This window comes from Cupriavidus pinatubonensis, from assembly GCF_019602855.1.
Classification (GTDB): Bacteria; Pseudomonadota; Gammaproteobacteria; order Burkholderiales; family Burkholderiaceae; genus Cupriavidus; species Cupriavidus pinatubonensis.
Map to the genome: position 1 here is coordinate 1,855,911 of NZ_CP080767.1, position 19,869 is coordinate 1,875,779.

A 19,869-nucleotide genomic window follows, 5' to 3' on the forward strand; every position below is an offset into this window, starting at 1 on the left:
GCTCTCGGCTTCACTACGCCGAGGGAGCGCCAAGCCATGGAATGCCGGCCGCTGTGCATCGATGACCTGGAACTGGTTTGCCGCCACCGTGAAGCGATGTTCCGCGAAGCGGGCCGCGATGCCTTGACGCTTGCCGCGATGCAGGACCCGTTCCGCGACTGGCTTCTGCCGCGACTTGCCGATGGCAGTTACTTTGGCTGGGTGATGGAAGAGGGCGGCGCGCCGCTCGCGGGCATTGGCCTGATGGTCATTGAATGGCCGCCGCATCCCTCGCATCCGCTGCAGGACAAGCGCGGCTACATCCTCAATCTCTACGTTGATCCCAGCCACCGCGAGCGCGGCATCGGGCAAGCGCTGATGAACCGCGCCGAGGCCGAGTTTGCCGAGCGCGGCATCGCTTTTGCGGTCCTTCATGCCACGGAGATGGGGCAGCCGCTCTATGCGCGCATGGGCTGGAGCCCGACCACGGAGATGTCGAAACCCATTGCCGGATGAGCGGAAGTCCGGCCATCACACCGTAAATTTTCGTTCACGTTTTCCCAAAGCCTCTGCTAGAATCGACCGCATGTCTTGCAAGCGCCTCACCTCCCTATCCCTGCGCCGCCTAGCCCTAGTGCTCGGCCGGGATCTGCTTGCCTAAGCTCTCCGGCGCCTGAATCGAACGATTCGCAGCGCGCCTCCTGATTTCCCCCTGATCCCGGCCCACGAACCAGCCTTCGCCATGCGAGGGGCTGCAGGGGAAGTCACATTGCATTTGCCTGTTTGACTTCCCGGCACGGCCCGCAGCGGACCGTCCGGCACCGGATTCGTGGACCATGATGATTGCCCAGCCCTCCGCCAAATACCAACCGTTCCCGCCCGTCGGCCTCACCGATCGCACCTGGCCGAACCGCACGATTACCTCAGCGCCCATGTGGCTTTCGACCGACCTGAGGGACGGCAACCAGGCGTTGTTCGAGCCGATGAACGGCGAGCGCAAGATGCGTCTGTTCCAGGAACTCGTGCGCATCGGCTTCAAGGAAATCGAAGTCGGCTTCCCGTCGGCGTCGCAGACCGATTTCGACTTCATCCGCAAGCTGATCGATGAAAACCTGATTCCCGACGACGTGACCATCATGGTCATCACGCAGTCGCGCGAGGAGCTGATCGACCGCACCGTGGAAGCACTGAAGGGTGCGAGCAAGGCTATCGTCCACGTCTACAACGCGGTTGCGCCGGCCTGGCGCCGAATCGTGTTCGGCATGAGCGTGCCCGAAGTGATGTCGCTCGTGCACCATCACATCGACTACCTGAAGACGCTGACCGACCAGCATCCTGAAACCAAGTGGACGTTGCAGTATTCGCCCGAGACCTTCAGCGCAGCCGAGCTCGAGGTGTCGCTGCAGGCGTGCCATACGGCCATCGAGGCATGGGGTGCAAGTGCCGACCGCCGCGTGATCATCAACCTGCCGACCACCGTCGAAAACGCGACGCCTAACGTATTTGCCGACCAGATCGAATGGATGCACCGCCGTCTCGTGCCGCGCGAGCATATCGTGCTGTCCGTGCATCCGCATAACGACCGCGGCACCGGCGTGGCTGCCGCCGAACTCGCGATGATGGCTGGCGCGGACCGCGTCGAAGGCTGCCTGTTCGGAAACGGCGAGCGCTGCGGCAACGTGGACATCGTCACGCTCGCCATGAACATGTACACGCAGGGCGTGCATCCGAACCTCGATTTCTCCGACATCAACGCCGTGGCCCGGATTGCCGAAGAAGCGACGTCGATCCCCGTGCATCCGCGCCACCCCTATGCGGGCGACCTCGTGTTCACGGCGTTCTCGGGCTCGCACCAGGATGCGATCAAGAAGGGCTTTGCCGCACAGGATCCGAACGGCGTGTGGGAAGTGCCTTACCTGCCCATCGACCCGGCCGACCTCGGCCGCACCTATGACAGCGTGATCCGCGTGAACAGCCAGTCGGGCAAGGGTGGTATTGCGTTCATGCTCGAACGCGAGCACGGCGTGGTGATGCCGCGCCGCATGCAGGTGGAATTCAGCGCGGTCGTGCAGCGGGCTACCGACGCGAGCGAGACCGAGATCAGCGGCCCGGAACTCTGGAAGCTGTTCGGGGAGACGTATCTCCCATCCGATGCATCGGGCCAGGGCATCGTCTACCACGCCTACAAGCTCGACGAGAGCGGGGAGGGCATTGCGCTCGACGTGACGGTCGACGGCGTGCGCAAGACGCTGCACGGCAAGGGTAATGGCCCCATCGCAGCCGCAGTCCACGCGCTCGACCTGCGCATGCGCATTGATGCCTACGAAGAGCGCGCCACCGGCGCCGGTGCCGATGCACAGGCGATGGCCATCGTCGAAGCCGCGCTGGAAGGCGTGCCCGGCGCCAGCTTCGGTGTCGGCATGAGCCACAACATCGTGGAAGCGTCAGTGCAGGCTGTGATCAGCGTAGCGAACCGCCTGGTGCGCCAGCGCCGCTCACAGGCCTGATTCCCCCGATTCTGGACCAGTCAATCCCTACTGCCCTTGACGCATGACCCAGGCTACCGCCTGGGCCAGGAACTGAGAGCTGTCACCAACCCGATAGCTCATGATGACAGGGGACACGAACCCCGGCGCATCGATCGGGCAGTAGCGGACATCATCGCGATGCAGGCGTTGTATCGACGCCGGCACCAGCGTAATGCCGACGCCGGCTGCCACCAGCCCCAGCGCGGTCTGCAGTTCGTTGGCTTCCTGCGCCACACGCAGTTGCAGACCCTGCGCGCGGAACAGCGACAGCAGGTGGTCGGCATAGCTCGGCCGTGGCCGCGCCGGGTAGAGAATGAACGGGCGCGTGGCCAGCCCCTGCGGCGTCAGCGCGTCCAGCGCCGGTACCGGCTGGCTTGCCGGCAGCGCTGCCACCAGCGGTTCTGCCATTACCACCTCCTGGCGGATGGCAGGGTCATTGATCGCAATGCGGCCGAAGCCCAGGTCGATGCGGCCGGATTTCAGTGCCTCGACCTGCTCGACGGTAATCATCTCGGCCAGCCCGACTTCTACCTGCTGTTCCGAGCCGCGCAGTTCGCGAATCAGTTCCGGCAACACCCCATACAGCACCGACGGCACGAAGCCGATGCCGAACCAGCGCTTGTCCTGCCGGCCGATGCGGCGGGTGCTTTCGATGGTTTCCTCAAGCCGCTGCGTCAGTTGCGTGGTTTGTTCCAGCAGGAAACGGCCCGCCTCCGTCAGCCGCAGTCCGCGTCCCACGCGATCGAACAAGGTCACGCCGACTTCATCCTCCAACTGCCGGATCTGGCGTGAAAGCGGCGGTTGCGCCATATGCAGCCGCTCTGCGGCACGCGTGACATTGAGTTCCTGGGCCACAACCTGGAAATATCGCAGGTGTCGGAGTTCCATTGGCATACCTGTAGGGTATTGATTGAGACATCATCGGTCTTGGACGTGACTCGCGTCAAGATTCATACTTCGTCGACAATCCTTCTCCGCAGCGCAAAGGTATGACAGCCACGATTACCTCGGTCGAAGCCATCCTGGTCGACCTGCCCACCATCCGGGCCCATCAACTGGCCATGGCCACCATGCAGCAGCAGACGCTGGTGATCGTGCGGCTGCGCTGCAGCGACGGCATCGAAGGCATCGGCGAGGCCACCACCATCGGCGGCCTTTCCTATGGCGATGAAAGCCCCGAAGGCATCAAGCTGGCGATCGACACTTACCTGGCGCCTGCGCTGGCCGGCGAAGATGCGACCAATGTCCATGCCGCCATGGCACGCCTGAACAAGATCGCGCGCGGCAATCGCTTTGCCAAGTCGGCGCTGGAGACAGCGCTGCTTGATGCGCAGGGCAAGCGCCTCGGTGTGCCGCTCGCCACGCTGCTCGGCGGCGCCGTGCGTACCACGCTGCCGGTGCTGTGGACGTTGGCCAGCGGCGATACCGCGAGGGACATCGACGAAGCCGAGCGCCTGCTGGCCGAGCGCCGGCACAACACGTTCAAGCTCAAGATCGGCCGGCGCAGCGTGCGTGATGACGTGGCGCACGTGTCCGCGATCAAGCGCGCGCTGGGTGACCGTGCACGCGTGACAGTGGATATCAACCAGGCGTGGAACGAGGCCGATGCCGCGGGTGGTATTGCCATGCTCGAAGCCGCTGGCATCGACCTGATCGAGCAACCCACGCCGCGTGAGCAACGTACGGCGCTGGCCCGTCTGGCGGCGCGCTTCGTCGTGCCGATCATGGCGGATGAAGCGGTATGTGGCCCAGAAGATGCCATGGAACTCGCGCGCATCGGCGGTGCCGATGTGTTCGCGCTGAAGATCGCGAAATCGGGCGGCATCTTCGGCATGCTGCGCACGGCAGCGGTTGGCGATGCCGCGGGTATCGCGCTATACGGCGGTACGATGCTGGAAGGCAGCGTGGGCACCATCGCTGCCGCGCACGGCTTCTGCACGCTGCCGCAACTTGCGTGGGGCACAGAGTTGTTCGGCCCGCTGCTGCTCAAGGACGATGTAGTCGTGCAGCGGCCCGAATATCGCGATTTCAGCCTGCACCTGCCCGCAGGCCCGGGGCTGGGCCTCGCGCTCGACGAAGACAAGCTCGCGCACTACCGGCGCGACCGCGCTTAAAGAACTGATCTGATTAGCCAAGAGGAACGCCATGCTTTACCTGGTCCGGATGGATGTGAACCTGCCGCACGACATGCCTGCTGCGCAGGCCGATGACATCAAGGCGCGCGAGAAGGCGTATGCCCAGCAGCTTCAGCACGAAGGCAAGTGGCAGCAGCTTTACCGCGTGGTCGGCGAGTACGCCAACTACAGCATTTTCGACGTCGGTTCGCACGACGAGCTGCACACGCTGCTGTCCGGCCTGCCGCTGTTCCCGTACATGAAGATCCACGTGACCCCGCTGGCGAAGCACCCGTCGTCGATCCGCTGAACGGCGGTACGCGAACAGAACAACCCGCATCACGCGAGCAAGCAGAGAGGAGACTATGAAGACGTTGTTTCAGCGGCTGGCAGGTGTCAGCCGCACAGGCGCGCTTGCGCTGGCCGCGAGCCTTTCGTTCGCCGCACCGGCCGCGCACGCGGCCTATCCCGACCACCCGATCCGCTGGATCGTGCCGTTCCCGTCGGGCGGCGCGATGGACAACATCGCGCGCACGCTGGGCGAGGACATGTCGCGCACGCTGGGCCAGTCGATCGTGGTCGAGAACCGCCCCGGCGCGGGCGGCAACATCGGCGCCGAACTGGTGGCGCGTTCGCCGGCCGACGGCTATACGCTGATCATCGTCGCCAATGGCATGGCCGTGAACCCGGCGCTGTACGGCAAGCTGTCGTATGACCCGATCAAGGATTTCGCGCCGGTATCGCTGCTGGCCGTCGTGCCCAACGTGCTCGTCGCCAACAAGGCGCGCCGCCAGGAGACCACCGTCAAGGACGTGATCGCCCACGCGAAGGCATCGCCGGGCAAGTACACCTATGCGTCGGCCGGTAACGGCACATCGATCCACCTGGCGGGGGAACTGTTCGCGTCGATGGCCGGCGTGGACATGCTGCATATCCCGTACAAGGGCAGCGGCCCGGCCATGACCGACCTGCTGGGCGGACAGGTCGACTACATGTTCGACAGCATCACCTCGGCCAAGCCGCAGATCGATTCGGGCAAGCTGACGCCGATTGCTGTGACGACCGCTAAGCGCTCCAGCGCGCTGCCGAACGTGCCGACCGTGGCCGAGGCCGGGCTGCCCGGCTATGAACTGTCGCCGTGGTTTGCGACGTTCGTGCCGGCGAAGACGCCGCAGCCCGTGATCGACACCCTGAACCGCGCCATGCTCGAAGCGCTGCGCAAGCCGGCTGTGCAGAAGCGCCTTGCGATGATCGGTGCCGAGCCGATCGGCAGCTCTCCGGCGGTACTGCGCGACCACCTGGCAAAGGAAACCGAGAAGTGGGGCGCGCTCATTCGCCAGCGCGGCATCCACGCCGACTGATCCAACCAAGCCCGCTGCGGCGGGCAGCCTGACATGACCAATCCTGCTTATCCCGCCCGCACCGGCACGGCCATCAGCGCCGGCGTTTCCATCCACTACACGATCGAAGGCGCCGCCGGCGCGCCGGTGCTGGTCATGTCCAATTCGCTGGGCACCACGCTACAGATGTGGGACCCGCAGATGCCGGCTTTGCTCAGGCATTTCCGCGTGCTGCGCTATGACACGCGCGGTCATGGCCGCTCGTCGGTACCTGCGCAGCCGTTCAGCATGGCGGAACTCGGTGCGGACGTGATCGCGGTGATGGACGATGCCGGCGTCGAACGTGCCCAGTTCTGTGGGCTATCGATGGGCGGCATGACCGGCATGTGGCTGGCGCGGCATCACGCTAACCGCTTCGATCGCTTCGTGCTGGCCAATACCGCCGCGCTGATTGGCCCGGCCTCGGTGTGGGACAACCGCATTGCTACCGTGCTGCGTGATGGCATGGCGGCTATCGTTCCGGGCGTGCTGGAGCGCTGGTTCACGTCGTCTTACCGCGCGTCGCACGCACAAGCCATGGAGCCCGTGCGCGACATGCTGCTCGGCTGCGATCCCGCAGGCTATACCGCCAACTGCGCCGCCGTGCGAGATGCCGACCTGCGCGCCATCGTGCCGCAGATCGATGCCAGCGTGCTGGTCATCGCCGGCGAGCAGGATGCCGCTACCACGCCCGCGCAAGGCCGTGAAGTCGCGCAGGCCGTGCCGGGCGCGGAATACCTGTCGCTCGACGCAGCGCACCTGTCGAACTGGGAGCTGCCGCAAGCGTTCGCGGATGCCGTGGTGAGGTTTCTCAAGGCAGCGTAAGACGCTCGCCACCCGCTGACGCGCCCCACCCGCCGCACACCTCGCCCGCCGGCCACGCCGGCTACACAGCGGCCATGCGCTCGCCTGATCCCAGCTGTTCCCTGAAGAATAAAAAAATGCCCGCTCCTGGGAAGGAGCGGGCGCCGACTCAAGCAAGGGAAATACTCAGGCTGTCCGGAGGGAAGCCGAGTGCATAAAAATGTACTGGGAATGGTATCTCGTTAGTTCGTCCGGAATGGATCCATTTCGGACGACGTCGGGTCACCACCATGTCACTCCGACAGGGTGACAACGAACCGCGCGCCGTTTTAGGTCTTGTGCGTAAAAAAGCGCTTTTTGCCAAAGCGGCGTCATCGGCCACCGGCCTCGCATCGAACAAACCCACCCCTCGGGTCTGAAATTTCCGATAGGGCAATCAGCCCGTGCCCAATGTTAGGCAAAGGGTAGGAAACCTACTATCCCGGCAGTACGCGAGCCGCTGAGGGTTCGCATCCCATCTGCCAAGGAGACGTAGCGATGATCAGGGTACTCATTGCCGATGACCATCCGATTGTCCTCAGCGGCCTCCGCCAGGAACTGAGCCGCCACGCAGGAATAGAGATGATCGGCATGGCCCGCAACTCCACCGAACTGGTCCGTTTGCTCGACGCTGTCCCCTGCGATGTGGTCGTGACCGACTACTCGATGCCCGACGGCGAGCATGGCGATGGAATCGCAATGCTGGAGATGCTGCGACGACGTTATCCGGACACGCGCCTCGTGGTGTTCACGATGATCGAAAACGCCTTGTCGATCCGGAATATCCGCAGCGCCGGGGTTGCGGTCGTGCTCACCAAGACCGATCCGCTGCACCACCTGGCGCCGGCGATCCGTGCTGCGTTCAGCGAACTGACCTACGTACCGCCGTCGTTGCACGAGCTGCCCGATACGGCCGTGACAGGCGAGGGCGGTCCCGAAACCAGGCTGTCGCATCGAGAACTTGAGGTGCTGCGCAAATGCGCAGCGGGCATTTCGCTGGTTGAAATTGCGCGGCAGGCAAACCGCAGCCGCAAGACCATCAGCGTGCAGAAAAACATGGCGATGAAGAAGCTCGGCCTGAGCACCGGCTACGAGCTGTGTCAGTACGCCATCGCGCATGGCCTGCTGCCGGGCAGGCAATAAGGCGTGAATGGCATGAATGGCATGAATGCGCCTTCCCGATTTCCACGGCCGCGCGCCGTTTTTTTAACCCAGCACAGAGACAGAATGAATACCAGGCTTTTTACCGCACTGATGATGGCCGGTGCAGCAACCAGCGCGTCATACGCGCATGCGTCGGACGGCACGATCACCTTCAAGGGCCAGGTCACCGACACCACCTGCACCATTACAACGGGCAACGCGGGCAGCTTCACCGTGACGCTGCCCAATGTGTCCAAGACCAATCTGGCCGCCGCCGGTAGTACGGCCGGCACGACGGGCTTCTCGATAGCGCTGAGCAACTGCAATCCTGCCAGTGGGAACGTCCATGCCTTCTTCGAAGCGGGCGCCAATGTCGATCCCGCGACCGGACGGCTCGTCAACACCGATGATATTGGCAGCGGCGGCGCAGCCAACGTGCAGATCGGGCTGCTCAATCCGTCGAGCGGCAGCCTGATTTCCATTGGCGCCTCCGACGGCGCTGCGCAGAATTCGATGGCGCAGCCGATCAAGCCGGATGGCACGGCACTGCTGCCATACGCAGCCCAGTACGTGGCGACAGGCGGCGCGGCCGCTGCCGGGTCGGTCTCGTCGAGCGTCACCTACATCCTGTCGTATCAGTAAGGCCACGGGGCCGGAACAGGGGCAGCTATTGGCGGCCCTGTATTCCGGCTCTGCCGAAGTACCCATGCCAAGCCACCTTTTCAACTCACGGCGGCCTTTCATGGCCGTGCTGCTGGCCGCGCTGGTCGCCGTCGGCGTGAGCCCAGTCACCCCTGCGTTCGGCTCGGTGGTCATCGCCGGCACGCGCGCCGTCTACAACGCCCGTGATCGCGAAGTCACGATCAAGCTGACCAACGAAGGCAACGCGCCGGCGCTGGTGCAGTCATGGTTCGACAAGGGCGATCCCGCAGCGCCGCCGGCAAGCATCGGCGTGCCGTTCGTGCTGACGCCACCGGTCGCGCGTATCGATCCAGGAAAGGGTCAGAGCCTGCGCATCGTCTACACCGGCGAACCGCTACCCGAGGATCGCGAATCGGTCTTCTGGCTCAATGTGCTGGAGATACCGCCCAAGCCCAACGCGGAACAGACTGGTTCTAACAAGCTGCAACTCGCATTCCGCTCGCGCATCAAGTTTTTTTACCGTCCCGAAGGGCTCAAGGGTACGCCGGGCGAGGCGCCGGCGAAACTTGTCTGGCGACTCGCACGAACCGATGGCCGGCTGCTGATCGAATGCCACAACCCTACGGCGTTCCACGTTTCGGTCGTCAGCGTCGAGCTGTCGTCCGGCGGCAAGCGTGCCGTCAACGAGCGCGGCGCCATGGTGGCGCCCGGCGAAACGCGCCAGTTCCCGCTCAACGGCGACGTCCCGTCCGTCCCCGGCACCAAGGTCCGCTACCACACGCTCAATGACTGGGGCAGTTCGAACGATGGCGAAGCGCCACTGGACGACGCCAGGTAGCCGTGCTGGTCCGCAGGTGCCGCGACGGCCGCGCGCCGAACCGACCGGCTCCAGGAAATCTCAATGCAAGTCAGAAGAAGGCAGCGCCTGTTTCCTTCCCGTCTGCGCCCGTGCTGCGTGGTGGTGCTCTCGCTAATCAGCATTTCGACCGCCCGTGCAACCACGACTGGCTCCGGGGACGTGGAATTCAATGACGTATTCCTGCGGCAGCCCGGTGGCGGCAAGCTTGATGTGTCGCGCTTCAACCGAGGGAACGTGCCGTTGCCGGGGACCTATCGTGCCGACTTGCAGGTCAACGGGGCGTGGGTTGGCATGGCCGAGATCACACTGCGGCAGGCGGGGAATGGTGCACGCGATGTCCAACCCTGTTTTGACCGCATGCTGATCGAACGCGCAGGGGTGGACGTTACGCGGTTGCCGGCCCCATCCGCCGAGCGTCTTGTTCATGCAGCCATGGCGGACTGCGTGACGTTGCCGGAGCTGGTTCCCGGCGCGAACGCCGCCTTTGACAATGGCGAACTGCGGCTCGATCTGAGCGTGCCGCAGTCGTTCCTGAGCCGTAGCGCGCGTGGCTATGTCGATCCGCGCTACTGGGACGAGGGTGTCACTGCTGCGCGCCTGGCGTACAACGCCAACGTGTATCACACGGAGAGCACCGGAGTTTCGTCAACGCAGGGCTATCTCGGCCTGAATGCGGGCATCAACATCGGTCCCTGGCGTTTCCGGCACTATGGCACCCTTTCGTACGATGCGGTCGCCGGCAATCGCTACCAGTCGGTGCAGACCAGCGTACAGCGCTCGATCACGCCGATGCGCAGCCAACTGGTGGTGGGGGATGCGTTTACGGACGGCGCCATGTTCGACAGCTTCGGCTTCCGCGGCGTGCAGTTCGCCACCGACGATCGCATGCTGCCCGAATCGCAGCGCGGCTACGCGCCGACAGTCCGGGGCATCGCCAACAGCAACGCGCGGGTGCAGGTACGGCAAAACGGCAACATCATCTACGAGACCACCGTCGCGCCAGGCACGTTCGAGATCGACGATCTCTACGCAACCGGCTACGGCGGCGACCTGGAAGTGCTGGTGACCGAGGCGGACGGCAGTGTCCGTGCCTCGTTCGTGCCTTACGCGCCCGTCGTGAACGCGTTGCGCCCCGGCATCTGGCGCTATAGCGTGACATCGGGCCAGTATCGCAACACCGGCGTGCAAAGTACGCCGCTTTTCCTGCAGGCAACCGTGCAGCACGGCATCTCCAACCTGTTGACTGGCTATGGCGGAATGCTCGCTGCTCAAGGCTATTTCTCGATCGTCCTCGGCATGGCGATGAACACGCGCTACGGCGCATTCGGCGCTGACGCTACCCATGCCACCACGCGCCTGGTCAGCCAGCCCGACCGTAGTGGCCAGAGCATGCGCTTGTCCTACAGCAAAATGGTCTCGCCCACGCGCACCAACGTGACGCTGGCCGCCTACCGGTACTCCACGAGCGGCTTTCTGAACTTTGCCGATGCAGTGGCAACGCGCAGCCTCGATGACGCGGGCGCCGTCCCCGTGCCTGGCGGCGTCCGGCGCGGGCGCCTGCAAGTCACCATCAGCCAGGGCATGCCGGCAGGATACGGCAACGTCTACCTGTCAGGATCCGCGCAGGACTACTGGAACCACCGCGGCCGGGACACCCAGTACCAGGCCGGGTACAACAACAGCTACAAGCGTGTCAGCTACGGCATCTCGGCAGCACGGCAGATCAACCTGGGCACCGCCAGGTGGGAGAACCGCGTCATGCTCACGGTCGGCATACCGTTGGGCAGGACACCGCACGCCCCGTATGCGATGACGAGTCTGCAGAAGGACTCGTCCGGTGTCATGGGCGTTCAGGAATCCCTGACCGGCACGCTCGGCGCGGACAGCAAATTCACGTATGGACTCAACGCGAGCCACGGCAGTGGCGGTGGCACCGTCACCAGCAGCGTCGCCGGCAATGCGGGCTATGTCTCGCCAATTGCGACGCTGACCGCCAACGCGAGCCACGGCAACCACTACAGCCAGTACGGCGCCGGCATCTCCGGCGGCATCGTCGCTTATGCCGGCGGGGTGACGTTCTCGTCGGCGCTGGGCGATACCGTCGCCATCGTGGAGGCTGCGGACGCTACCGGCGCGCGCGTGGCCAATGCCAATGGACTGCGGCTCGATCCGTGGGGCCATGCGATCGTGCCAAACCTGATGCCGTTCTCGCGCAATCCCGTCGAGATCGACCCCAAGGGCCTTCCGCTCGATGTGGAGCTGCGTTCGACGCTGCAGCAGGTGGCGCCAACGTCGGGGGCCGTGGTCCGTGTACGGTTCGATACCGGCAAAGGTGGCCGGGCGGCGATCCTGCGCGTGCGCATGAGTGACGGCACGCCGTTGCCGTTCGCCGCCGAGGTATTCGATGCCGACGGGAACCTTGCGGGAACCGTCGGCCAGGACGGGCAACTCCTGGCGCGCGGGCTGACACGGGACGCCGGTGTGCTGACAGCAAAATGGGGACCGCTGCAGGCGGACACTTGCGCCTTCCGCTATGCACTGCCGGCGTCTACGGGCAATCCGGGACGCGCATTACCCCGCGCCGACGGTGTATGCGGCGACCACGCTTCGGCTACGGTGTCCATGAAGCGCAATCATCCGGATGCACAAGGAGCGCAATGATGGCCGTGCTCGACGTCAGCGCGGGAGCACAGGCGGCGCTCCGCAGCCTGCTCGCCGCGATGCTGCTGCTGGTATCGCAGGCAGCCCATGCGGCCTGCACCGCAACGCCCGCCATGCCGTACCTGCAGGCCATGAACGATATGGCCGTGGTGACCACGCTGCCGGTGGGCAGCACCATACCGGGAACCGTGCGCAACTACACCTTCAGCGGAACGTGCGACAACGTGCCATCGCACGTGGTGCCTGGTGCGCAGATCGTGGCCTGCTACTACGGCTCGGGCACCGAAGGCTCGGACGGTGTTTACTCGACAGGCGTGCCGGGTATCGGCATTCGCATGCGCAATGCCGCGGGGCAGCCCATCGCTCATGCTGCGGGCGTCTGGTGCAACACGACAGGGGAAGGGCTCGGCACCCTGAACGCGGACATGACGTACGCGGTTTCAGTCTCGATCGAGTTCGTCAAGACCGGCCCCGTCACCGGTGGCACGTTGGACCCGTCACAAACCCGGTTTGGCTTCGGGGTCTACCAGGGCTCGACCGCGGGTGCGCTTGGCGGGAGCGGGAACAACTATATCGGCTTCAGCGGCAATGCCGTGCCACGGCCCATCACTTGCAACGTGAACTACCCGTCGACCGTGACGCTCCAGCCTGTTCGCGCGGCCGATCTGCGCTCGCCGGGGGCGACAGCGGGGTCGGTGCCATTCTCCATAGGGGTGACGTGCGACACACCAGCCATCATCGGCGTCACCTTCGATGCGGCGCCCGGCACACCGATACAGGCGGCGCAGGCGGGCGTGCTCGGGGCGTCGGAAGCCGGTGCGCAGGGCACCGCCGCTGGTGTTGGCTTCCAGATCGTGACCGGAGGCAGCGATCAGCCCGTGGCGCTGCAGGGTCGCACTGCGCTGGGCAATATCCAGGCCAACGTTCCGGCCTCGTACAGCTATGCGGTTCGCTACACCAGGCTGAACAACGGCTTGCCTGTGACGGCCGGTACGGTGACCAGCGCAGCGACGTTCACGTTCGATTACGAATAGGCAAACAGCTCCGCCACTACTTCTTCAGCCGATACGCGAGCTGCGGCCGCGTGATGCCCAGCATACGCGCCGCCGACGACAGGTTGCCGCGCGTCGTGTCGATCGCAAGCTGCATCAGCCGCGCCTCGATCTGCGGCAACGACACCTGCTGATCCAGCAATTTCTGGATCAGCGCATCGGCATCTTCGGGCGCCTCGACAGCGGCCTGCTGGCTCGCGAACAAGTGGGACGTATCGATCAGGCCGGCAGCGGGCGCCAGCAGCACGCCGCGCTCGATCATGTTTTCGAGTTCGCGGATATTGCCGGGCCACTGGTACTGCATCAGCGCATCACGCGCCCGCTGGCTCAGTCCGCGTACCTGCTTCTGGTAGCGCGCGTTGAAGCGCTGGATGAAGGCTTGCGCGAGCTCCGGAATATCGTCGCGGCGCTCGCGCAGGGCAGGGATGGCGACAGGATACGTGCTGATACGGTAGAACAGGTCCGCGCGGAACTGCCCCTGCCGGATCGCCTGCGCCAGGTTCACGTTGGTGGCTGCAATCAGCCGCACATCGATCTTGCGTGTCTCGACACCGCCCAGCCGCTCGACCTCTGCATTCTGCAGCACCCGCAGCAGCTTGACCTGCGCCGACAGCGGCAGGTCGCCGATCTCGTCGAGGAACAGCGTGCCGCCGTGCGCGCGCTCGAAGCGGCCGGGGCGCGACTGCTGCGCGCCGGTGTACGCGCCTTTCTCCACGCCGAACAGCTCGGACTCGATCAGCTCGTGCGGGATCGCCGCGCAGTTCACGGCGATGAACGGTTGCTCGCTGCGCGGGCCGTGGTCATGCAGCCAGCGCGCGAACATCTCCTTGCCGGCGCCGGTTTCGCCGGTCAGCAGCACGGTGATGTGGCTGTCGGCAGCGGCGGACAGCAGACCAAACGCTTCGCGGAAAGCAGGGGACTGGCCGATCAGGTTGCCCTGGTTGGCGCCGCACAGCGTTTCGCGCAGCGTGCTGACTTCCTGCTGCAGGGTGAGCAGATCGCTGATGACGGAATCGGGCTCGAAGTACTTCAGGTAGTCGGGATCGTTCCACTCCTCGGCCGGCTTGCCGACGATGCGGCACAGTGCGTCGAGCCGCCGCTGGCATTCGGTTTCCTTGTAGATGACGAGGCGGTCCATGAACGTGCTGCTGTAGCCGGACGCATAGCCGAGCTGCACCCAGCAGCCGCCTTCCTCCCGGCTCAGCGACTCGTTGAAGGGCGCTTCGCCTTCCCATGAATCCTGCCAGAGGAATTCGCCGTAGAAGTGGCCGGTGTCGCGGTTGATCTCCAGGCGCACGGGGTCGACCCGCGTCACACCTTCGAGCATGTGGAGCTGCGGGCCCAGCAGGAAGGCGTCGTTCGGCGAATGCTCGAGTTCTTCCTTGCGCTCGCGCTTGACCATCTCGGCATCGCGCATGCCTTGCGCGTAGCCCATGCGGATCAGCAGGCCCTTGCCGCGCTCCAGGCCAAGCGTGTCGAGGATTTCCTTGCGCAAGTAGCTCAGGGCCTCCGTGTGCATCAGCACCATGCGGGAATCGCCCAGCCGGATCTGTGCGGCCTTGGGGTCGATCGTCAGCAGCGAAGCCAGGTCGAACGGCGGCTGCTTGGGGGGCGCGGTCATCTCATCTCCAGAATGCCTGCGGGCGCGAATCGATCCGGAGGGGAGCGTCCTGGCCTCGGTTTTCCGTAGCCTAACACGCGCGTTCGGGGCCTACGCAAACGCTGCCGCGATGCCAGATTCGCGTGTTGCACCGCAATAGCGACGGATTTGATCATTTGGTGAAAACCGGCTTTTTCATCTCATCAAATCGTCAAGCGACCTCGGCGCGCCAACCGCGCGCGACCTCCCGCCAGCCCTTGTGGCATATGGGCTCGTGTCCCGTGGCACGGCCTTCGCTATATGTCTCCTCACCAAAAACAGCGCACGCCAGCCGGTGTGCAGCGCAAAAGGAGCGAGACATGACCACGCCCATCGTCCATTCCGCCTCGTCAGCTTCCCGCCGGTCGCAGCCCTACGTCCGGGTGACCTCGCACGGCCAGCAATGGGTCGAGTTCGAGTTCTCGCTCGGAGACCCCGCGCTGTATGTGGAGCTGGTCATGCGCCCTGACCAGTTCACCGCGTTCTGCGCGGCGCAGTGCGCCATCACGGTGTCGCATCAGCTCGGCCGTGCGCTGGAACGCGAACGCGACAAATGGTGCGAGACCGTGGCCTGAAGCCGCGGCGGCACGACATCCACCAGGGAGACAGGAGAGCCCACATCATGCAAATCGATATCCGCACGGACAGCGTCAGCCCGATCCGCCAGACCTTCGCCAACCTGGCGCGCCGCCTCGGCGCAGACAAGCCGGCCACGCGCTACCAGGAGGCAATGTACGACCTGCAGCCGGAAACCAGCTTCCACTACCGCCCGCTGTGGCAGCCACAGTACGAGCTGTACGACGCGCGCCGCACGCAGGTGGTCATGCAGGACTGGTACGCGCTGAAGGACCCGCGCCAGTTCTACTACGGCAGCTACGTCAACGCCCGCGCACGCCAGCAGGAAACGATGGAAAAGAACCTGGAGTTCGTGGAGAAGCGCGGCCTGCTGGCATCGCTGCCCGAGCCGCTGCGCGAGGTGCTGACGAGCGGCGTGGTGCCGCTGCGCCATGTCGAATGGGCGGCCAACATGAACAACGCCGCCATCACCGCGTATGGCTTTGGCTCCGCCATCACCGAAGCGGCGATGTTCCAGACGATGGATCGCCTCGGCATCGCGCAGTACCTGACCCGCATCGGCCTGCTGGTGGGCGACAAGGCCGCCGTCGACGCGGCCAAGGCGGCATGGCTGGAAGACCTGGCCTGGCAGCCTCTGCGCCATGCGATCGAGGACCTGCTGGTGCGCGATGACTGGTTCGAACTGCACGTTGCGCAGAACCTGGTGATGGACGGGCTGCTGTACCCACTGATCTACCAGCGCCTCGATGCACGCCTGTCCGCCGAAAGCCCGGCGTTCTCGCTGGTCACCGACTTCATGAACGCCTGGTACGCCGAGACGGCGCGCTGGGTTGATGCCACGGTCAAAACCGCTGCGCAGGAGTCGCCCGAGAACGCCAGCGTGATCGCCGGCTATGCCTTCACCTGGCTCGACCGCTTCCAGCATGCGCTGGCACCGCTCGCGCGCCGCCTGTTCGCTGGCGATGCTGGAGCTGCGCTGGACGAGTCTGTGGCCGCTCTGACCAAGCGGCTTGCGGGACTGGGTCTGACCCGTGCCACTGACGAAACACCGGCTAAGGCCGCTGCCTGACACCGAGGAGACCGCCATGACCGCACAGATCGTATTCATCGCGCTGCAGGCCAACGAGGAGATGCGTCCCGTCATCGACGCCATCGAGGCCGACAACCCGCACGCCACCGTCAACCGCTACCCGGCCATGGTCAAGATCGACGCGCCCGGACGGCTCGAGATCAACCGCGCCAGCGTGGAAGAGCGCATGGGACGCGCGTGGGACGTGCAGGAACTGCAGCTCGGCCTGATCTCGCTGGCCGGCAACATCGACGAGACCGAAGACCAGTTCGTGCTGGCCTGGCACTGAGCCGGACATCAAACCCGACATACCAGGAGACAAGGACATGACCACCGCCACCGCAATCGCCTCCGCCGCTCGGCAAGCCGCCAGGCCCAAGCTGTCGCTCAAGGAAAAGTACGCCATCCTTACGCGCGACCTCGGCTGGGAAACGACCTATCAGCCGATGGATGCCGTATTCCCGCAAGACAAGTTCGAAGGCATCGTGATCCATGACTGGGATGGGTGGGAAGACCCGTTCCGCCTGACCATGGACGCGTACTGGAAATTCCAGTCCGAGAAGGAACGCAAGCTGTACGCGATCATCGACGCGTTCCAGCAGAACAACGGCCAGCTCAACGTCACCGATGCGCGCTACGTGAACGCACTGAAGGTGTTCCTGACCGGCGTGTCGCCACTGGAATATGCCGCGCACCGCGGCTTCGCGATGGCCGGCCGCACGCTGCGCGGCGTCGGCGCGCGCGTGGCGTGCCAGATGCAGTCGGTCGACGAGCTGCGCCACTGCCAGACCCAGATCCACACCATCAGCCACTACAACAAGTACTTCAACGGCTTTGCCGACTGGCGCCACCTGCATGACCGGCTGTGGTACCTGTCGGTGCCGAAGTCGTACTTCGAGGACGCCATGACGGCGGGGCCGTTCGAGTTCATCACGGCGATCTCGTTCTCGTTCGAATATGTGCTGACCAACCTGCTGTTCATGCCGTTCATGTCGGGCGCGGCGTACAACGGCGACATGGCCACCGTGACGTTCGGTTTCTCGGCGCAGTCGGACGAATCGCGCCACATGACCCTCGGACTCGAAGTGGTGAAGTTCATGCTGGAACAGGACCCGGCGAATCGCCCGATCATCCAGAAGTGGATCGACAAGTGGTTCTGGCGCGGCTACAGGCTGCTCACGCTGGTGGCGATGATGATGGACTACATGCTGCCCAAACGCGTGATGAGCTGGAAGGAAGCGTGGGAGATTTACTTCGAGCAGAACGGCGGTGCGCTGTTCGCCGACCTGGCACGCTATGGCATCCGCATGCCGAAGTACCACGAGCAGGCCGCCAAGGAGAAGGACCACCTGTCGCACATCGCATGGTCGATCTTCTATAACTTCAACCACGCCGCGGCGATCCACACCTGGGTGCCTGAACCATCGGAAATGGACTGGCTCGCGGAGAAGTATCCCGACAGCTTCGACAAGCACTACCGCCCGCGCTTCGACTACTGGCAGCAGCAACAGGAGGCAGGGCAGCGCTGGTTCAACCCTGGCCTGCCGATGTTGTGCCAGGTGTGCCAGATCCCGATGGCCTTCACCGAGCCGGGTGACCCCACCCAGATCTGCTACCGCGAGGCCGAGCACGACGGCGACCACTATCACTTCTGCTCCGACGGCTGCCGCGACATCTTCCTCGGCGAACCCGAGAAATACGTCCAGGCCTGGCTGCCGGTGCACCAGATCTTCCAGGGCAATTGCGGCGGCGCCACGTTGCCTGAAGTGCTGGACTGGTACCACCTGCGTCCCGAAGACCGCGGCGACTATGCCGATTCACAGGACCGCGCGAACTGGCAGCGCTGGACCGGGGCCCAGAGCGCGCAGCCGGCGGAGCAGGGCAGTGGCGCCGCGTGCTGCGACCACAAACACGACTAAGAACGAACCGGAGACCACCATGCCAGTCATCGCACTGAACCCGGGCTACGCGGGCGAAACCCGCGACCGCGTCGAGAACTTCCACGGCAACCAGCTCGTGTATTTCGGCTGGGACCAGCACCTGCTGTTCTGCAGCCCGTTCACGCTGCCGCTGCCGCCCGACATGCCGTTCGGCACCATGGTCAGCGACGTCATCGCGCCACTGCTCGCCGCGCATCCCGAAGGCGCGGCTATCGACTGGACGCAGGTGCAGTGGCTGCTCGGCGGCGAGCCCTTTGCGCCGGATGCGGACGCCAGCCTGGCCGTCAACGGGCTCGGCCACAAGTCGCTACTGCGCCTGCGCACGCCGGAACTCCGCGGCATTGCCGGCTCGTGCAACTGACCTCACGGAGGCTGCCATGACCTACCAACTGACCATCGAGCCCCTCGGGCAGACCATAGGCATCGAGGAAGGCCAAACCGTGCTCGACGCGTGCCTGCGCGCCGGCGTGTGGTTGCCGCATGCGTGCGGCCACGGTCTATGCGGGACCTGCAAGGTGCAGACGCTCGAAGGCGAACTCGATCACGGCGAAGCATCGCCATTCGCGCTGATGGATTTCGAGCGCGAAGAAGCCAAGTGCCTGGCCTGCTGCGCGAAGCCGATGTCCGACATGGTGATCGAGGTCGATATCGAGCCCGATCCCGATGCGCAGTGCCTGCCGCTGATGGATTTCACCGCGGAAGTCGTGCGCATCGAGGCGCTGACGCCCACCATCAAGGGCGTGTTCCTGCGCATCGAAGGCGAGCCGCTGCAGTTCCAGCCGGGCCAGTACGTCAACGTGTGGATCGGCAAGGAAGCCGCGCCACGCGCCTTCTCCATCGCCAGTGCGCCGACCGCGGGCGAGATCGAACTGAACATCCGGCTCGTGCCCGGCGGCAGTGCGACGACCTATGTGCACGAACAACTTAGCGTGGGTGAGCGCCTGCAGCTGTCGGGCCCGCTGGGCCGGTTCTTCGTGCGCAAGAGCGATCCGCGGCCGCTGGTGTTCATGGCGGGCGGCTCGGGACTGTCAAGCCCGCGTTCGATGATCCTGGACCTGCTGGAATCGGGTGACCAACGCGAAATCGTGCTGGTGCAGGGCGCACGCAATGCCGGCGAACTGTACTACCGCGATGCCTTCGAAGCGCTCGCACGGCAGCATGACAACTTCACCTACCTGCCGGTGCTGTCGGGCGAGCCCGAGCAAAGCGACTGGGGCGGCGAGCGCGGCTATGTACACGATCTTGCAAGCCGTCATTTCAGCCAAGACTTCCGCGGCTGGCGTGCCTACCTGTGCGGGCCGCCGCCGATGATCGAGGCTTGCATCGCCACGTTGATGCAAGGCCGCCTGTTCGAGAAAGACATCTTCACCGAGAAGTTCCTGTCGGCAGCCGACGCGAGCCAGGCCACCCGCAGCCCGCTGTTCCGCTCGCTCTGATACCGCAGC

At 64.8% G+C, this 19,869-nt stretch carries 19 protein-coding genes; 17 read left to right on the forward strand and 2 right to left on the reverse strand.

Annotation, left to right across the window (positions count from 1 at the left end; genetic code table 11):
- Positions 1-36 precede the first annotated feature (36 nt).
- On the forward strand, positions 37-495 hold the full coding sequence (locus tag K2O51_RS21165) for a GNAT family N-acetyltransferase (protein WP_011297849.1): 459 nt from the start codon (positions 37-39) through the stop codon (positions 493-495).
- 323 nt (positions 496-818) lie between these two features.
- The gene (leuA, locus tag K2O51_RS21170) at positions 819-2,486 is read left to right on the forward strand and encodes a 2-isopropylmalate synthase (RefSeq protein ID WP_220631671.1); all 1,668 of its coding nucleotides are present in this window, start codon (positions 819-821) and stop codon (positions 2,484-2,486) included.
- Positions 2,487-2,513: 27 nt separating this feature from the next.
- Here leuA and K2O51_RS21175 read toward each other — a convergent pair whose 3' ends face one another.
- Entirely contained in the window at positions 2,514-3,395 is an 882-nt protein-coding gene (locus tag K2O51_RS21175; RefSeq protein ID WP_011297851.1) for a LysR family transcriptional regulator, read from the reverse strand.
- Between the two features lie 101 nt (positions 3,396-3,496).
- On the opposite strand from K2O51_RS21175, the gene K2O51_RS21180 reads away from it, so the two are divergent.
- The 9 genes from K2O51_RS21180 to K2O51_RS21220 all read left to right on the forward strand — a co-directional run bounded on the left by K2O51_RS21180 (position 3,497) and on the right by K2O51_RS21220 (position 13,182).
- Positions 3,497-4,621 carry a muconate/chloromuconate family cycloisomerase gene (locus K2O51_RS21180; protein WP_011297852.1) on the forward strand — a complete coding sequence of 375 codons (1,125 nt, stop codon included), beginning with the start codon at positions 3,497-3,499 and terminating at the stop codon, positions 4,619-4,621.
- A gap of 31 nt (positions 4,622-4,652) precedes the next feature.
- Positions 4,653-4,931 (forward strand): muconolactone Delta-isomerase, encoded by a 279-nt coding sequence (gene catC / locus K2O51_RS21185; RefSeq protein ID WP_011297853.1) that lies wholly within the window; start codon positions 4,653-4,655, stop codon positions 4,929-4,931.
- A 55-nt stretch (positions 4,932-4,986) separates the two neighbouring features.
- Entirely contained in the window at positions 4,987-5,982 is a 996-nt protein-coding gene (locus K2O51_RS21190; RefSeq protein ID WP_011297854.1) for a tripartite tricarboxylate transporter substrate binding protein, read from the forward strand.
- A gap of 33 nt (positions 5,983-6,015) precedes the next feature.
- Positions 6,016-6,825, forward strand: a complete 810-nt coding sequence (pcaD, locus tag K2O51_RS21195) for a 3-oxoadipate enol-lactonase (RefSeq protein WP_011297855.1) — start codon at positions 6,016-6,018, stop codon at positions 6,823-6,825.
- 516 nt (positions 6,826-7,341) lie between these two features.
- Positions 7,342-7,986, forward strand: coding sequence for a response regulator (locus K2O51_RS21200; RefSeq protein ID WP_140951650.1), 645 nt, complete (start codon positions 7,342-7,344; stop codon positions 7,984-7,986).
- Positions 7,987-8,070: 84 nt separating this feature from the next.
- Positions 8,071-8,628, forward strand: a complete 558-nt coding sequence (locus tag K2O51_RS21205) for a fimbrial protein (protein ID WP_041679602.1) — start codon at positions 8,071-8,073, stop codon at positions 8,626-8,628.
- 64 nt (positions 8,629-8,692) lie between these two features.
- Positions 8,693-9,466, forward strand: coding sequence for a fimbria/pilus periplasmic chaperone (locus K2O51_RS21210; RefSeq protein ID WP_220631617.1), 774 nt, complete (start codon positions 8,693-8,695; stop codon positions 9,464-9,466).
- A 63-nt stretch (positions 9,467-9,529) separates the two neighbouring features.
- Positions 9,530-12,148 (forward strand): fimbria/pilus outer membrane usher protein, encoded by a 2,619-nt coding sequence (locus K2O51_RS21215; RefSeq protein WP_220631618.1) that lies wholly within the window; start codon positions 9,530-9,532, stop codon positions 12,146-12,148.
- A complete protein-coding gene (locus K2O51_RS21220; RefSeq protein WP_011297860.1) occupies positions 12,145-13,182 on the forward strand; it encodes a fimbrial protein in 1,038 nt (345 codons plus the stop codon). The genes K2O51_RS21215 and K2O51_RS21220 overlap by 4 nt, the downstream gene beginning before the upstream one ends.
- Positions 13,183-13,198: 16 nt before the next feature.
- On the opposite strand, the gene K2O51_RS21225 is transcribed toward K2O51_RS21220, so the two are convergent.
- Positions 13,199-14,821: a sigma-54-dependent Fis family transcriptional regulator gene (locus K2O51_RS21225; protein WP_011297861.1), complete on the reverse strand. Its 1,623-nt coding sequence runs from the start codon at positions 14,819-14,821 to the stop codon at positions 13,199-13,201.
- A gap of 338 nt (positions 14,822-15,159) precedes the next feature.
- On the opposite strand from K2O51_RS21225, the gene K2O51_RS21230 reads away from it, so the two are divergent.
- From K2O51_RS21230 to K2O51_RS21255, 6 genes are read left to right on the forward strand one after another with little or no spacing between them, the layout of a single operon-like run.
- Entirely contained in the window at positions 15,160-15,414 is a 255-nt protein-coding gene (locus K2O51_RS21230; RefSeq protein WP_011297862.1) for a phenol hydroxylase subunit, read from the forward strand.
- Positions 15,415-15,461: 47 nt separating this feature from the next.
- On the forward strand, positions 15,462-16,484 hold the full coding sequence (locus K2O51_RS21235; RefSeq protein WP_140950531.1) for an aromatic/alkene monooxygenase hydroxylase subunit beta: 1,023 nt from the start codon (positions 15,462-15,464) through the stop codon (positions 16,482-16,484).
- Between the two features lie 16 nt (positions 16,485-16,500).
- Positions 16,501-16,773, forward strand: coding sequence for an MmoB/DmpM family protein (locus K2O51_RS21240; RefSeq protein ID WP_011297864.1), 273 nt, complete (start codon positions 16,501-16,503; stop codon positions 16,771-16,773).
- A 37-nt stretch (positions 16,774-16,810) separates the two neighbouring features.
- Positions 16,811-18,403: an aromatic/alkene/methane monooxygenase hydroxylase/oxygenase subunit alpha gene (locus tag K2O51_RS21245; RefSeq protein ID WP_220631619.1), complete on the forward strand. Its 1,593-nt coding sequence runs from the start codon at positions 16,811-16,813 to the stop codon at positions 18,401-18,403.
- Positions 18,404-18,422: 19 nt separating this feature from the next.
- Positions 18,423-18,785 (forward strand): phenol hydroxylase subunit P4, encoded by a 363-nt coding sequence (locus K2O51_RS21250; protein ID WP_011297866.1) that lies wholly within the window; start codon positions 18,423-18,425, stop codon positions 18,783-18,785.
- A 16-nt stretch (positions 18,786-18,801) separates the two neighbouring features.
- Positions 18,802-19,860, forward strand: coding sequence for an NADH:ubiquinone reductase (Na(+)-transporting) subunit F (locus K2O51_RS21255; protein ID WP_011297867.1), 1,059 nt, complete (start codon positions 18,802-18,804; stop codon positions 19,858-19,860).
- Positions 19,861-19,869 lie beyond the last annotated feature (9 nt).

Bases quoted from the DNA above. Each gene is read 5' to 3' on its own strand.
- K2O51_RS21190 (WP_011297854.1), top strand. From the start codon at position 4,987: ATGAAGACGTTGTTTCAGCGGCTGGCAGGTGTCAGCCGCACAGGCGCG.
- K2O51_RS21215 (WP_220631618.1), top strand. From the start codon at position 9,530: ATGCAAGTCAGAAGAAGGCAGCGCCTGTTTCCTTCCCGTCTGCGCCCG.
- K2O51_RS21255 (WP_011297867.1), top strand. From the start codon at position 18,802: ATGACCTACCAACTGACCATCGAGCCCCTCGGGCAGACCATAGGCATC.
- leuA (WP_220631671.1), top strand. From the start codon at position 819: ATGATTGCCCAGCCCTCCGCCAAATACCAACCGTTCCCGCCCGTCGGC.
- K2O51_RS21175 (WP_011297851.1), bottom strand. From the start codon at position 3,395: ATGGAACTCCGACACCTGCGATATTTCCAGGTTGTGGCCCAGGAACTC.
- K2O51_RS21240 (WP_011297864.1), top strand. From the start codon at position 16,501: ATGACCGCACAGATCGTATTCATCGCGCTGCAGGCCAACGAGGAGATG.
- K2O51_RS21180 (WP_011297852.1), top strand. From the start codon at position 3,497: ATGACAGCCACGATTACCTCGGTCGAAGCCATCCTGGTCGACCTGCCC.
- K2O51_RS21210 (WP_220631617.1), top strand. From the start codon at position 8,693: ATGCCAAGCCACCTTTTCAACTCACGGCGGCCTTTCATGGCCGTGCTG.
- K2O51_RS21200 (WP_140951650.1), top strand. From the start codon at position 7,342: ATGATCAGGGTACTCATTGCCGATGACCATCCGATTGTCCTCAGCGGC.
- K2O51_RS21220 (WP_011297860.1), top strand. From the start codon at position 12,145: ATGATGGCCGTGCTCGACGTCAGCGCGGGAGCACAGGCGGCGCTCCGC.
- K2O51_RS21230 (WP_011297862.1), top strand. From the start codon at position 15,160: ATGACCACGCCCATCGTCCATTCCGCCTCGTCAGCTTCCCGCCGGTCG.
- K2O51_RS21165 (WP_011297849.1), top strand. From the start codon at position 37: ATGGAATGCCGGCCGCTGTGCATCGATGACCTGGAACTGGTTTGCCGC.
- K2O51_RS21235 (WP_140950531.1), top strand. From the start codon at position 15,462: ATGCAAATCGATATCCGCACGGACAGCGTCAGCCCGATCCGCCAGACC.
- catC (WP_011297853.1), top strand. From the start codon at position 4,653: ATGCTTTACCTGGTCCGGATGGATGTGAACCTGCCGCACGACATGCCT.
- K2O51_RS21225 (WP_011297861.1), bottom strand. From the start codon at position 14,821: ATGACCGCGCCCCCCAAGCAGCCGCCGTTCGACCTGGCTTCGCTGCTG.
- pcaD (WP_011297855.1), top strand. From the start codon at position 6,016: ATGACCAATCCTGCTTATCCCGCCCGCACCGGCACGGCCATCAGCGCC.
- K2O51_RS21205 (WP_041679602.1), top strand. From the start codon at position 8,071: ATGAATACCAGGCTTTTTACCGCACTGATGATGGCCGGTGCAGCAACC.
- K2O51_RS21245 (WP_220631619.1), top strand. From the start codon at position 16,811: ATGACCACCGCCACCGCAATCGCCTCCGCCGCTCGGCAAGCCGCCAGG.
- K2O51_RS21250 (WP_011297866.1), top strand. From the start codon at position 18,423: ATGCCAGTCATCGCACTGAACCCGGGCTACGCGGGCGAAACCCGCGAC.